This window comes from Roseburia lenta (assembly GCF_014287435.1).
GTDB classification, from domain to species: Bacteria; Bacillota; Clostridia; order Lachnospirales; family Lachnospiraceae; genus Pararoseburia; species Pararoseburia lenta.
Window position 1 is genome coordinate 59,967 of record NZ_JACOPG010000003.1, and the last position, 13,727, is coordinate 73,693.

Genomic DNA, 13,727 nt, shown 5'->3' on the forward strand with positions numbered 1-13,727 from the left:
CCATATCTACTTTATCTGTTTTGATCTTATTGAGTGCATAAATGAGATCCTTTGCAACGGACAAACTGGCGCAGACCGCAGCAAGTCAGTCTGTTATTCTTACCTTGTTAAATGGTATTCTGATCGGCAGTTACAAGGCAACGACCATGATCAATAATTTTACTATGATTGTAGGTATTGCATTTGCCTTCCTGGGCGGTATGTATGTATCCAAGCATGGTGTTAAGAAGTCAACTACTTTCTGGTCATGGGTTTCCATTGGCGTTGCTGCTATGACTTGTGGCTTCTGTATTATTTTAGGAAAAGATGGTATGAGTCAGATTTCTGTGGCTGTTGTGCCAACAATTATTTATTGTATCTTTATGTTGGCAACGACTGCAACGCGTATGATTTTGACGACCACAGCAGGTGCCATGCGTTCGGATGTTGTTGACTATGAGTTGGAGCGTTCCGGAAAGTATATGCCGGCAGTGGTAGGTGGTGTCTATTCTTTTATTGATAAGTTGATGGCAGCACTTGCTACGACCATTGCGACCCTTTGTGTGGCAGCCATCGGTTATAAGAATACCATGCCGCAGATGGGCGATAAGGCTACAAGTGGTGTTTTCTGGATGGCAATGTTTCTAAGTTTTGGACTTCCGATTATCGGTTGGTTGTGTAATATCGTTGCCATGAAGTTTTACGAACTGGACAAAGATCGTATGGTTCAGGTACAGAAGAATATTGCAGAAATGAAAGAGCAGTAAAGTTATGCCTTTGTGCGCTAAAACCACAGTGACAAAGACAATAATAATTGCTTTTTCATCTGCCTGAGATCCGGCTTGCTCTGGGTAGCAACAGACTGCATAAAAGATAGGCAGGCATCTGTGGCAAAGGAGAGAAAGTCCGAATTATCACGCGAAAGAGCGCAGACTTCCGGCGGCAGAGTCTCTTGCAGGTATTGCAAGAAAGGCTCTGCCGGCAGAATCTCTGTTACCGGATCGGCAGGATAGATGTAGAGACCAAGGGTCATGACCAGACGAAAATCCTCCCGGCGGCAGATCATGTCGTCAAGGATCAGGGAAATATACTCCAAAACCAGATCTTCTGGCTTTTTTTGTGTGGGGAAAAGATCCGGGAACTGGAATAAGGTGCCGGTGGTTGCCTGGTAAAGGTCTTCAATGATCGCAATACTATTCTTATAATATTTATACAATGTGACCGTAGATACATCCAGCGTCTGTGCCAATCCCTGCATAGAGAATGAAAAAAGCCCTTGATCCAGTATCATCCGGCGTGCCGTTTCTAAGATTTCACTGCGCCGTTTCTGACGCATCTGTTCAAAATAAGCAGTTTGATCCATATATAATATCCCCTTTTAACTTTTGGAAAATGTGTGATTTTGTATAAAATTCCTATAATTCTACATTAGTATAACACGTTTCTTGTGAAAAAAACAAATATATCTTGAAACAGAGTGTAAAACGAGTTAATATAATGTTAATTCATTTTATAAAACGAAAAGGAGAAGAAAATGGACGTAGAAAAAATCGTATTGAATGGGGAAAGAAATGTGACGCTGACAGCATACACACAGCCGGTGGAAGGAGAATTTAATCATATCAGTAAGCGGCCTGCTGTGTTGATTTTGCCGGGCGGGGGCTATTCTATGTGTTCTGACAGAGAGGCAGATCCGGTAGCCTTTCCTTATCTTGAGGCAGGCTATCAGGCTTTTATCCTGCGCTATTCGGTGGGAGAGGATTCTGTTTGGCCGAATCCATTAGATGATTATGAGCAGGCCATGGCTTTGATTGAGGAGCGAGCAGATGAGTGGAAAGTCCTGACGGATAAGATCGTGGTAATCGGGTTCTCCGCCGGTGGACATCTGGCAGCCAGTGCGGCAACGATGAGTCAGCATCGTCCATATGCGGCGATTCTGGGTTATCCTGTTATTGAAGGAGATTGTGCCAAGATTTATGAGAAGACAGCGCCGGATGTTATTGCAGCAGTGGATGAAAACACCTGTCCTTGCTTTGTGTTTGCAACGAGAACAGACAATGTGGTACCGGTAAAGAACACGATACATCTGTTGGATGCTCTTGAGAAGCATGAGATTATGTTTGAAAGTCATATTTATTCCCATGGATCGCATGGATTTAGCGTCTGCAATACATCTGTGACAGCGGATCCGGAAGCATACAGCAATCGTGTGCCGCATTGGGTGGCAGATTCTATCGAGTGGCTTAAGGATATTATGGGAGATTTTGCGAATGGGCAGATGAAGCAGCCACGTTTTTCAAAAAGTATCAATGGAAATCGTGAGCCATTCTTAAACGTTGACTGTACTATGGCATATTTGTCCGGAAAGCCGGAAGCGATGAAGATCATTGAGCCAATTATGCATATGAGTGCAGGACAAGGTCAGGAGCAGGCAGCCCAGGTAGATGGAGCAGCCATGATGGAGGCGTTAAAACTTATGACCCTGCGACATTTGTTATCCTATGCTGTTACTTATGCGGGAATGTCGCAAGATTTGATCGATCAGGTGGATGAGCAATTGCGTCAGATTCCGAACAAGTAAAGATCAGTATTGTATGATTAAGGTGGAGATACCACACAAATAGAGTCAGATGGAGGTAGGAAATGAAACTTGCAAAAGTATTTTCAAATGGGATGGTTTTACAGAGACAAAAACCAGTATATATCTGGGGAGAGAGTCAGCCAAATCAGATGGTAAGGGCTGAGATTCAGGGAAAGAGCGCTGAGGTAATGGCAGATGAAACAGGTCATTTTTGCCTGAAACTGGAGCCACTCGTGGCATCTGCATCAGAGGTGCTGCAGGTGAGTGATGGAATAGAGACAATGACTCTGGAAGATATAGCAATCGGTGAGGTTTACATTGCCGGCGGACAGTCTAATATGGAATTCCCTCTGCGCTATGAAAAATATCATGAGCAGGTCATGGGGCTGGATGATCATGAGTTGCGCTTTTTTGATGTACCAAAGAAGTTTTATGAGGAACAGGATAGCGACTTTGATTACAGTGCAGTAGGCAGATGGCGCAGAGCCACATCAGAGGAGAATCTGGCATATTTTTCTGCGGTTGCTTTTTACTTTGCCAAGGAGATCAGAGAAAAGGTCGGCGTTCCGGTCGGTATTATAGGATGCAACTGGGGCGGTACCTACAGTTGTGCATGGATGGACCAGGATACTGTGGAACGTGTAGGAAAACCATGGATGGAAAAGTGGGAAAAGTCAGTGGAAGGCAAGGATATGGAGCAGTTCTGGGCGGAGAGGAAGGCAGATCCGCAGAGCGATGCAGGAAAGCCTTGCCTGAGTCCTTTTGATCAGGTGGTTCTTCCGAGAACACCATCCATGGAAGAAATCGGAAAAGCCATGATGGATATGGCACAAAAGGGGCTGGAAAGTATGTCACCTGAGGCACTGGCAGAGCAGAAAAAGGCATTGGGACTCGATGAGAATGCATCGCTGCAGGAGATGATGGCAAAAACAATGGAAGCCTATCGCATAGAATATGTAGACGCCAGAACTATGCCGGGAATTTTATATGAACACATGGTAAAGCAGATTGCCCCATTTTCCGCACGCGGGGTACTTTGGTATCAGGGCGAGAGCGATGATGTGCCGGGCTTGCAGTCACTTTATACCGATATGATGAAGGGACTGGTCAGTGATTGGCGCAAATTATGGAAGGACGAAGCACTTCCGTTTTTTGAGGTGCAGTTGCCGGGATGGAGAGACTGGATGATGCAGACCAATCTGGATTATGCTACAATCCGTCGCTGTCAGGAAGAAGCATCAAAAACAGTGGATGGCCTCTATATGGCGTCTATTTCTGATGTCGGCGAAGAACATGATATTCATCCGAAAGATAAGCGCACGGTGGGACATCGCTTGGCGCTTTTGGCAAGAAAATATCTATATGGAGAGGATATCCTCTGCGAGGCACCGAGACCGGAAGGGATAAAACGTGAGGGTGATACGATCCGTATAAAGATGGCATATGCGAAAGATGGACTTGAGATCGCAGGAGATTCCATCAATGCCTTGTCAGTGCTTGAGAATGGCAGAGAAATCCCTTATCAGGCTTTGGTAGACGGAGACAGTCTGGTTTTGAGATTGGAAGAAATGACAGAAGAATCTCTGCAGATTCGTTTTGCAAGAGATGCCTGGTATCAGGTGAATTTGTTTAATGCAGCAGGAATTCCTGCTATTCCATTTGAAACGCGTTGTTAAGAAGTTGTGGCTGTAAGAAAGTCCGGGATGACCGTAAGAAAAAAGGTTATCCCGGACTTTTTAGCACATTTTTGATATTTAGGAAGTCTGAAGACTTACTGAAAACTCGTAGCCCCATCACGCAAACGACTTTCGATATATTCCATGATATAAACATTGTCGTCAGGCATCTGGCAGCCAACGATGTAGGTGCCATCGTGATCGGAACAGCGAATGATCCGTCCATCCAACACGTTGTGAGATGCCAGTGCAAAGTCATTGATCGTGATGGTAAGGGATTGTCCCTTGGCATCGGTAAAGACCGGATCGCTGGACAGGAAAGCAAAGCCATTGGCACTGATGTTGTCCAGTTTGCCGGAATAGGTCTTTCCGCTGTCAGCCATGGTGATCGTACAGGTGTTGCTGGCATCAATACGCGGATATTTACGGCGATTGTTGATGCGTGGGCGACCGGTAATGCGGATGCTGTAATTGCGGTTGTGGTCGGTATTTGGATCCAGACTTGCCTTGTTCCAGCAATAGAGGACATTGCCGACAACGACCTGAACCTCGCAACCGGTAACCCTATGCAGGCTAAGGATCTCGCTTGTCTTAATAAGGAGTCCGTCCTGTGTCTGCTCTACCAATTCGCCGTGATGCGGCTCAGTCTCTCCCTCTAAGGTAAAGAGAACTTTCATTCCGGCTTCCACATCCGCGATTCCCATAAATCCACCAAAACCGAGTTCACACATGAGGCTTTCAATGACGGACTCGATGGAATTGATATTGTTGGCACTTTCTTCGTATTTACTGAGCATACGCTTGCTGGTCTCATCAGAGTCATTGATGCAGTTGGTCATATGGCTCATGATGTCAGAAACCTGCTCCATATTCTCTACCAGTTGTGAGTTGGATGTCTCGACCTCACGCATAGCAGAATCGATATCCTGGATATGATCGCCCAACTGGGAAGAATCTTCGTTGATCTTTTTGACATTCTCGCCGGTCTGTGTCACCTTTTCCATGGTCTGCTGGATGAGTTCCAGTGTCTTTTCCATGGAGGTCATCATCTTGGCGGAGGTCTCTTCCAGGCGGACCAGAGCATTCTGGATCTGACCGGAAGATGCGCTGGTTTCGGAACTCAACTTGCGGATCTCCTCGGCAACAACGGCAAAACCTTTGCCTGCTTCTCCGGCTCTGGCTGCTTCGATGGAAGCGTTGAGAGCCAACAGGTTGGTCTGGCTGGAAATATTGTCAATGGTACCGGTCTCTTCCTTTACCATCTCAAATTCACTTTTGAAATCATGTAATATATGGTCTACTTCGTTTGATAAGTTGGACATGACTTGCGTTGTCTCGATCAAACTATCCAGGTCGGAAGAACTGCTCTGTGCATGGACACCGGACTCGCGGGTCAGTTCCACCATTTCCTCGATCATGGCGGCAACATGTTGTACCTGTGCATTGATGTCGGTCGTCATATCCATAGAGGAAGTCGTGCGATCCTGCAACTGTGTGTTGTTGCCGGTTAATTCGTTCATGCCCAGCATAACGACATCAGCGCCGTGCTTATTCTCGGAAGCAAGTTCGCGGACAACCGTCACGCCGTCCAAGATAGAGTTGCTGGCAGACTTTACCTTGTCCACTGTGGTAACAACGCGGTGCAGATCTGACTTGATGCTGTCGGTCATAGCTCCGTCTGACTCATTCAGATGCTGGATAGAACGGACATAGCATATATAGCAGAGGATGATGCAGGCAATCTGCAATTGGTAGTTCTTGGTGTCTGCTGCGGAGTTAAAACCGTGCAGATAATGATATGCGCAACTGAAGATGACCATGCCGGTATTGATGATACCGCAGTATTTCATAAATTTTTTGTCTTTATAGAGTACTAAAAGGCTGGTCACCGGAAGGGCATAGGTAAAGGCGATCGGTGACTCTGTAGTACAGATAACAAAGAGATAAAAAATGCCATAACCGATCGCAAGATCATAGCGATAGAGGTCGGTGTCGGCACCCTTTACTTTCATAAGGATCTGACCGGATAAAAATGGCACCCAGCAGAGAAGTAAGAACATCAGATAATAGATCGGTGTGTTCAGACCGTTAGCAACATCAGCACCATAGTTGGCAGTCAGCAAGAGAGAAAAAACAAGCCAGATGTTGCGCGCTCGTCGATTCGCTTTTGCTTTAAAAAGGTTTTCGTCGTATTCCATATATTTATTCTCCTTTGTGGACCAAAAACGTGGAGTTGGCACGGTCTCTGGATCAACTTATACTTATGTATATTTTAATGAATATATGAAATGGATGCAATACCTGACTTGCTATTTTGCCATAGATTTATGAGGGCAGAGACTGCCAGAATGCCAGAGCATCTTCCAGCCATCCTTCTACGGCAAGTCCCTTTCCCAGTCCGAAACTGTGTCCGCCTGCTTTTCCAAATCTGCATTTGTGCGTCACTCCTTTTTCTTATGATCTATTCATGTTTTGGGTTTGCCTTGCGGTAGGCAGATGGTGAGGTTCCCACGACGGATTTAAAGGTCCGGTTAAAATGTGTCAGGGAAGAAAATCCGGTCTGCTCGGCAATCTTGGTAAAATTCAGGTCACTTTCTGTGATCAGGCGCTGGGCGTGCAGGATGCGCAGGGCATTGGTGTACTGGACGATGGTGCGGTTGGTGTACTTCTTGAATTCATGGCAGAGATAATACTCGCTCACATAAAATTCAGCCGCGATATCTTGTAAACGCAATTCGTGTTGATAGTTTTTCTCAATATAAGAGATCACCTTTGCCATACGGCTCTGGGTCTCCGGCTTTGGCGATGCCTGGGTGCTGCGCATGATGGTAAGCAGCAGAGTATTGAGCAGATTTTCCATAACTGTTTCATGCAAAGGATCATCCCTTTCCTGTTCCTGCTCTTTTTGCAGTTCATTTAATAAAAAATGAATGGAGGAGGAGATCTTCTGCTCCGGTTCATACAAGCCGCTTCCGTTTTTTAAAAGATCCAGAAGCACCGGGGATGCGACTGCCTCATCTTTAAAATAGAGGACTGTCCGCTTGAAAGATACATCATGATCGGAAAAAGAATAATGCATGATATAAGGTGCAAAGATCATAAAAGAGCCGACCTTGGTTTCACACTGTTGATCCTGCATGACGTGGTGACGCTCGCCTCCCTCTAAAAAATAGAGTTCAAAGTAAGTATGGTAATGGGAATGTGACATATTGTCATTCATGCCCTCCACGCGATGACAGGCAATGGAGGCACCCTGTTCCATTAAGATAGCGGCACGATCGATCATTTTTGACCTCCTTTTTACCCAAATTTTTACCCAAAAACTTGGCATCATCATAAGAAAAATTGTTAGTTTTATCTACAGATCTGTCGCGAAACAACAAGATTTGTAAAAAAATGTCACGCACAAAACAAAAATGGTGTAGTTTTGCTATTGCCATTTTGCTACCATTTTCCCAGAAACGCAAGAGACAAATTCTGAAAGGGAACTTGTTAAAAACGAGGAGGTGAAGATGAGATGGCATTGATGGAGACACATTATTACAGTTTCTCTCTGGGAAGCAACATCACTTTAAATGTGTTCGTGCCAACGCCGGGAAGCAGTGAGGAGATCACCCAGATCAACCATACCCAAAAGTATGATTATGAGGCGGGACTTCCGGTACTCTATCTGTTGCATGGTGCCTATGGGGATGCGTTTTCCTGGGTGCGTTACAGTAATATCGATCGCTACGCGCAGGAGCGTGGCATGGTTGTCGTCATGGCATCCGCAGAAAATTCTTTTTATCAGGATCTAAAGAGCGGTAAAAAGTATAAGACATTCTTTACAGAGGAATTACCGGTTTTCATACAGAGTGTATTCCCGGTCACAAAGGATCGTGAAAAGACCTATATTGCCGGATTTTCCATGGGAGGTTATGGGGCATGGTATCTGGGACTCAGCCGCCCGGATCTTTATGCCAAGGCGGCGAGCATGTCGGGAGCCTTAGACATCGCAGGACTTTATGAGAGTGCGACTATTCAGGAAAATGAGAACAATCCTTTTTCCTGGGAGGATTCTTTCGGAGATCCGAAGAAATTGTCCGGAAGCAAATACGATCTCTTTGCCCTTTATGATCAGGATGTGAAAGGTGGCTGTGTGCCCAAGTTGTATCAGGCAGTCGGCACGGAGGACTTTTTATACCAGTCCAATCTGCATGTAAAAGAAGTCCTGGAGGCAAAACACGCAGATCTGATCTACAAAGAGGACAAGGGCGGTCATGATTGGAATTTCTGGGATAAGTACATTCAGGATATTTTAGACTGGCTTTTACAGTAATTGGGAGGAAAAGGAAGATGAGCAAAAATAATGTAGATGCGCTTGCGGCACGCAATGAAAACTAAAAACTACCATAAATCAATGAGATAGCAAGATATGTAAAGAAATGTTTGAAAAGACAGCAGAATTCGTGTGGATTTGCTGTCTTTTCTTTGCTAGTATGAAAATATAGAAAAACTATGGGAAAGGGGATTTACCATGAAGATTATCGAGAAATTATTGGGAATAGAAAAAAGGGGAGAGGCTTTTATCCTGTCTACCAATGCAGTGGAAATGCGCATCCTCTTTTTGACAGATGATATTGTGCGTATCCGCGCAGGCTTCGACGGGGATTTCACGGAGGAATCCTATTCACTTGTCATGACGGCTTGGGAGGACCGCATGGATGGCATCTTAAAGGACTATCGCCACAGGATCACACCGGCAGACGCTGCCATGTCAGAGGATGGAGATAAAGTTATTTTGCAGGGCAAAAAATTAAGGATCGTCGTACAGAAAGATCCTTTTATCTTACAGATCTTTGATGCAGAGGGCAGTCTTTTGCATGAGGATATCCCATATCGCGGTTGGCTCTGTGACAGCAACGGACGGCGTATCCATACCTGTGTCATGGAAGCAGAAGATGATTACTATGGCTTTGGCGAGCGTACGGGGCAGATCAACAAGAGAGAAGCATTTATGCAGACGGCACCGGGAGACTGCATGGGCTATAACCCGGAAAAGACAGATGCCCTTTATAAGCACATCCCATTCTATCTGAAACTGAATGAAAAGACGAAAAAGGCAGTCGGTTATTTTTATCATACGACCTGGGAATGTGATTTTAACATGGGAAGATCCCACAGCAATTATACCAAGCACCACAGCACCGTTCGCATAGATGGCGGTGACATTGATCTTTTCTTTATTGCGGGGCCGACGATGAAAGAAATTGTTTCGCGCTATACGGATTTGACAGGAAAATCGGTTATGCTGCCAAAGACGGCACTGGGATATCTCGGATCTTCCATGTATTATCCGGAATTGCCGAAAGATGCGGATGATGCGATCGTTGGATTTATCGACACTGCAAAGGCAGAAGAAATCCCGATCGATGGATTCCAGTTGTCCTCCGGCTATTGCGAGATTGATGCCGGGGAGGGTATGAAACGTTATACCTTCACCTGGAATAAGGACAAGTTCAAGGATCCGGCAGACCATTTCAAAAAAATGACAGAACGTGGGATTACGGTTTCGCCAAATGTGAAGCCGGGAATGCTTTTATCCCATCCTTATAAAAAAGATATGGAAGAAAAGGGCATGTTTGTCAAAGACCCTCAGGAAGATAAGCCGGCAGTCGGACTCTGGTGGGGCGGTATGGGAAATTATATCGACTATACCAAGGAGAGCGTGCGTCAGGACTGGAAGCAATATTTAAAGGAAAATCTCTTGTCTTACGGTGTGACTTCCGTCTGGAATGACAACTGCGAATACGAAGGGCTTGTGGATAAGGATGCCCGCGTGTTCTTTGAGGGAAAAGGGGCTACGATCGGGCAGGTCAAGCCGGTCATGAGCAATCTTATGTGTCAGTTGACGCAGGAGGCAGTACATGAAGTATTTCCTAATACCAGAGCCTTTGCTGTGTGCCGTTCCGGTCATGCCGGTATCCAGCGCTATGCCCAGACCTGGGCAGGGGACAATCTGACCTGTTGGGAGAGCCTGAAATACAACATTGCGACCATCCTTGGCATGGGACTTTCCGGTGTGGCAAATCAGGGCTGTGACATTGGCGGATTTTACGGCACGGCACCGGAGGAAGAACTTTTTGTGCGCTGGGTACAAAATGGCATTTTCCAGCCGCGTTTTTCCATCCATTCGACCAATACGGACAACACGGTAACGGAGCCTTGGATGTATAGCGGCACCAAGCATCTGATCCGCGATGCTATCCAGTTCCGCTATCGCCTGTCTCCTTATATGTATGCGCTCATGGCAAGAGCGGCAAAGACGGGCGCGCCGATCATGGAGCCGCTGGTCTATGCATTTCAGCGGGATGAGAATTGCTATAACGAAGGAGTGGAATTTATGTTGGGCGATTCGCTTCTGGTGGCAAATGTGGTAGAAAAAGGTGTCACAGAGCGTGAGATTTATCTGCCAAAGGGCACGGTCTTTTATGATTACAAGACAAGGGAAGCCTACGAGGGCGGGCAGACCATCAGCATTCCGGTTACACTGGAAAGTATTCCAATGTTTTTAAAGAGCGGATCCATCCTGCCAATGGCAGAAAATCAGATCTATAATCTGGCGACGGAAAAGGTGACAGGCTTAAAGATCCTCTGCGTGCCGGATCAGGATGCAGCCTTTGATCTCTATGATGATGACGGCGCAAGCATGGACTATGAGCAGGGCGTCTACGCTAATATACATATTGAGATGAAAGCGGGAGAGCAGACCATACTTAACTTTGTAAAGACAGGAAGTTATGAAAGTCCGGTCGAGCGTATGCATATTGATATGGTGCATCGTGAAAAGTCGCCTTACTGGGTTAGGGTCGATGGTATGGAGGTGCCACATTTTCTCAATCGTTCGGACTATGAGGCGGCAGAGAGTGGCTGGTACTATAGCCAGACCTTAAAATCTGTCCAGATCAAGTATCCGAATATCCACAGGGATTATCAGGTTGTAGTTTCCTTTGAAGCATTTGATCTGATTGGCATGTGAAAAGTTGGAAAAGTTGAAAAAAATCGCAAAATCCGGTTGGAAAAGTTGAAAAAAACAATGTATTATTAAGGTGGAAATGTCCATTTTAAATAAGGATAAAGCCATCAACAATGGCGCTTTGTTTGAGAATGTAGTGGCGCAGGAGTTGTTGGCAAAAGGATTTAAGGAGCATTACTTTAATAGCAAAGAGCAGGGAAAAAGGTGTATTTGCCTATCTATATGATTATGTTTCTGGAAGAGGAAACACTGGAACAGACCATATATCGTTTGGATTTGCATGGATTGGAGGATCACTCATGAATACAAATTATGAACACATCGTACATCCCTTTCCGCCCTTATATGACAAAGCATCAAAGATTTTGATTTTGGGAAGTCTTCCCTCAGTGAAATCCAGAGAGCAGATGTTTTTCTATGGGCATCCGCAGAACCGTTTCTGGAAAGTGATGGCTGCGGTATTACAGGTGGAAGTCCCAATCAGCATAGACGAAAAAAAGAAAATGCTGCATGAAAATCATATTGCACTTTGGGATACCATCTATAGTTGCGATATCATTGGATCGAGCGACAGCAGTATCCGCAATGTCACGCCGACAGACCTGCAGCCCATCATTGAGCAATCGCAGATCAAAAGGGTTTACTGTAATGGTGCAATCTCGGGAAAATATTTTAAGAAGTACCAGCAGAATGTGCTTGGTATGGAGGCGGTTACGCTTCCCTCCACCAGCCCGGCAAATGCGGCATACTCCGTGGAACGACTGGTTTCTATCTGGAAGCAGGTGCTGGAATGATCAGACCTGTTTTTTTAGTATGCGCGATGCATGGAGGATCATATAAAATGCCATGCCAAGTACGATAAGACTGATAACGCTACCACTAAGAGAAAGCATAAGATGGCAAAAAGCAGGCCTCCGAGTGTTCCCAACAGCATAGTTATAAATGTACTTTTTTCATTATCATAAACCTTCCTTTCCGTATTTCAACAATTTTTGTGTGGGATTACACGGTTGTTTGATGATGAAAGAATACACACTTCCTGTTTCGCAAATATTTTTCTGATGTTAAAGTTTTGTTAAAGCGTATGGATCATAAACACAGGGCAATAGCGGAAAAAATTGCACTCAGGATGATTTTGTGGTATCTTCCTATTCAGAAGAATGAAAGATAATGAAGGAGGACGACATGGGAGAGATTCATAGTGTTGATGTAGAGGATGATCAGTTTGCCTATCGTTATGATACGCAGCTTCTGATCGACCGCAGAGATGAGGATCTGGATGAAGATGAGATCGCAGATTATATAACTGATCATTTTGAAGGAAATTGTTTGATCGCAGCAGGAGACGAAGATCTGATCAAGATACATTTTCACACAAATGAGCCGTGGAAGGTTTTGGAATACTGTAATAGTATCGGGGAAATCTACGATATCGTAGTCGAGGATATGATCCGTCAGTCCGCAGGATTGCACGGATAAACATTTGTAAAAAATATTCATTTCAAGAGGAAAATACTTACAATAGTAATTGACATATGCCATAAATGAGAGTAGAGTAAGAATGGAAATATTAACTGGCATATGCCAATAACAAAGGAGCCGTAGCATGCCAAGACCGAGAAAGTGCAGAAAAGTATGCCACATGCCAAAGGTATGTAACTTTGTGCCTGTAGGACAGGATGAAAATCAGGCAACAGTCGTTTTGACGGTTGATGAGTTTGAAGCAATCCGCTTGATTGATGAGCAGGGTTTTTCACAGGAAGAATGCAGTAGTTATATGCAGGTGGCAAGGACAACAGCGCAGGCGATTTACAATACTGCCAGAGCAAAAATTGCGACAGCACTCGTAGAAGGCATGCCCCTTCGTATTGAGGGAGGAGACTACCGCCTTTGTGAAGGCAAGGAAGACGTATGTCATTGTGGCGGTTGCCAGAGACATAAGTATGGTGCCCGGTTTCAAGAGAAGGGAGAAAAGCAAATGAGAATCGCAGTTACATATGAGGATGGAAATATTTTTCAGCATTTTGGACATTCCGAGCAGTTTAAACTTTACGATGTAGAAGATGGTAAGATTGTAAATACCCAGGTTGTGGATACAAACGGACAGGGACATGGAGCACTTGCAGGATTTCTTACAGGTGCAAAGGTAGATGTGCTTATCTGTGGAGGTATTGGTGGCGGTGCACAGAATGCATTGGCACAGGCTGGTATCCAGTTGTACGGTGGAGTGGCAGGATCTTGTGATGCAGCAGTAGAGGCACTTTTGGCAAATAATCTGGGATACAACCCAAATGTAGAGTGCTCACATCATGGTCATGGAGAAGGTCATTCTTGTGGTGGTCATTCTTGTGGCGAAGATAAGCACGGATGTAGTGGAAATTAACGGAAATTAAGGAAGAAATTCCTAGGCACAACAGAATATTCTTGCTATAATATAACCACTGTGTATTTTTACGCAGTGGTTATTTTCTATTTC

11 protein-coding genes are annotated in these 13,727 nt (G+C 45.0%); 8 read left to right on the forward strand and 3 right to left on the reverse strand.

The features are described from left to right. Window positions 1-41 precede the first annotated feature (41 nt). Window positions 42-746, forward strand: coding sequence for an MFS transporter (locus H8R94_RS07835; protein ID WP_178009773.1), 705 nt, complete (start codon window positions 42-44; stop codon window positions 744-746). Between the two features lie 17 nt (window positions 747-763). On the opposite strand, the gene H8R94_RS07840 is transcribed toward H8R94_RS07835, so the two are convergent. Further along, window positions 764-1,342 carry a TetR/AcrR family transcriptional regulator gene (locus H8R94_RS07840; RefSeq protein ID WP_186854331.1) on the reverse strand — a complete coding sequence of 193 codons (579 nt, stop codon included), beginning with the start codon at window positions 1,340-1,342 and terminating at the stop codon, window positions 764-766. Window positions 1,343-1,513: 171 nt separating this feature from the next. Between H8R94_RS07840 and H8R94_RS07845 the strand changes: the two genes are divergently transcribed. Both H8R94_RS07845 and H8R94_RS07850 read left to right on the forward strand, forming a co-directional pair. Continuing rightward, window positions 1,514-2,560: an alpha/beta hydrolase gene (locus tag H8R94_RS07845; protein ID WP_186854332.1), complete on the forward strand. Its 1,047-nt coding sequence runs from the start codon at window positions 1,514-1,516 to the stop codon at window positions 2,558-2,560. 62 nt (window positions 2,561-2,622) lie between these two features. Further along, on the forward strand, window positions 2,623-4,236 hold the full coding sequence (locus H8R94_RS07850; protein WP_186854333.1) for a sialate O-acetylesterase: 1,614 nt from the start codon (window positions 2,623-2,625) through the stop codon (window positions 4,234-4,236). Between the two features lie 95 nt (window positions 4,237-4,331). Here H8R94_RS07850 and H8R94_RS07855 read toward each other — a convergent pair whose 3' ends face one another. Both H8R94_RS07855 and H8R94_RS07860 read right to left on the reverse strand, forming a co-directional pair. Next, window positions 4,332-6,434 carry a methyl-accepting chemotaxis protein gene (locus tag H8R94_RS07855; protein ID WP_186854334.1) on the reverse strand — a complete coding sequence of 701 codons (2,103 nt, stop codon included), beginning with the start codon at window positions 6,432-6,434 and terminating at the stop codon, window positions 4,332-4,334. Between the two features lie 263 nt (window positions 6,435-6,697). After that, on the reverse strand, window positions 6,698-7,522 hold the full coding sequence (locus H8R94_RS07860; protein WP_186854335.1) for a helix-turn-helix transcriptional regulator: 825 nt from the start codon (window positions 7,520-7,522) through the stop codon (window positions 6,698-6,700). A 231-nt stretch (window positions 7,523-7,753) separates the two neighbouring features. Between H8R94_RS07860 and H8R94_RS07865 the strand changes: the two genes are divergently transcribed. The 5 genes from H8R94_RS07865 (at window position 7,754) to H8R94_RS07885 (ending at window position 13,634) form a co-directional block, all read left to right on the forward strand. Then, entirely contained in the window at window positions 7,754-8,554 is an 801-nt protein-coding gene (locus H8R94_RS07865) for an alpha/beta hydrolase (RefSeq protein WP_186854336.1), read from the forward strand. Between the two features lie 198 nt (window positions 8,555-8,752). Beyond that, window positions 8,753-11,254 carry a glycoside hydrolase family 31 protein gene (locus H8R94_RS07870; RefSeq protein ID WP_186854337.1) on the forward strand — a complete coding sequence of 834 codons (2,502 nt, stop codon included), beginning with the start codon at window positions 8,753-8,755 and terminating at the stop codon, window positions 11,252-11,254. Between the two features lie 296 nt (window positions 11,255-11,550). After that, on the forward strand, window positions 11,551-12,045 hold the full coding sequence (locus H8R94_RS07875) for a DNA-deoxyinosine glycosylase (protein ID WP_186854338.1): 495 nt from the start codon (window positions 11,551-11,553) through the stop codon (window positions 12,043-12,045). 391 nt (window positions 12,046-12,436) lie between these two features. Next, on the forward strand, window positions 12,437-12,730 hold the full coding sequence (locus H8R94_RS07880) for a hypothetical protein (protein ID WP_118281440.1): 294 nt from the start codon (window positions 12,437-12,439) through the stop codon (window positions 12,728-12,730). 127 nt (window positions 12,731-12,857) lie between these two features. Next, window positions 12,858-13,634, forward strand: a complete 777-nt coding sequence (locus H8R94_RS07885; RefSeq protein ID WP_118281441.1) for a DUF134 domain-containing protein — start codon at window positions 12,858-12,860, stop codon at window positions 13,632-13,634. The last annotated feature ends 93 nt before the right edge of the window (window positions 13,635-13,727 follow it).

Coding starts and splice junctions, on each gene's coding strand:
- H8R94_RS07850 (WP_186854333.1), top strand. CDS start 2,623: ATGAAACTTGCAAAAGTATTTTCAAATGGGATGGTTTTACAGAGACAA.
- H8R94_RS07855 (WP_186854334.1), bottom strand. CDS start 6,434: ATGGAATACGACGAAAACCTTTTTAAAGCAAAAGCGAATCGACGAGCG.
- H8R94_RS07875 (WP_186854338.1), top strand. CDS start 11,551: ATGAATACAAATTATGAACACATCGTACATCCCTTTCCGCCCTTATAT.
- H8R94_RS07835 (WP_178009773.1), top strand. CDS start 42: ATGAGATCCTTTGCAACGGACAAACTGGCGCAGACCGCAGCAAGTCAG.
- H8R94_RS07880 (WP_118281440.1), top strand. CDS start 12,437: ATGGGAGAGATTCATAGTGTTGATGTAGAGGATGATCAGTTTGCCTAT.
- H8R94_RS07840 (WP_186854331.1), bottom strand. CDS start 1,342: ATGGATCAAACTGCTTATTTTGAACAGATGCGTCAGAAACGGCGCAGT.
- H8R94_RS07870 (WP_186854337.1), top strand. CDS start 8,753: ATGAAGATTATCGAGAAATTATTGGGAATAGAAAAAAGGGGAGAGGCT.
- H8R94_RS07860 (WP_186854335.1), bottom strand. CDS start 7,522: ATGATCGATCGTGCCGCTATCTTAATGGAACAGGGTGCCTCCATTGCC.
- H8R94_RS07865 (WP_186854336.1), top strand. CDS start 7,754: ATGGCATTGATGGAGACACATTATTACAGTTTCTCTCTGGGAAGCAAC.
- H8R94_RS07885 (WP_118281441.1), top strand. CDS start 12,858: ATGCCAAGACCGAGAAAGTGCAGAAAAGTATGCCACATGCCAAAGGTA.
- H8R94_RS07845 (WP_186854332.1), top strand. CDS start 1,514: ATGGACGTAGAAAAAATCGTATTGAATGGGGAAAGAAATGTGACGCTG.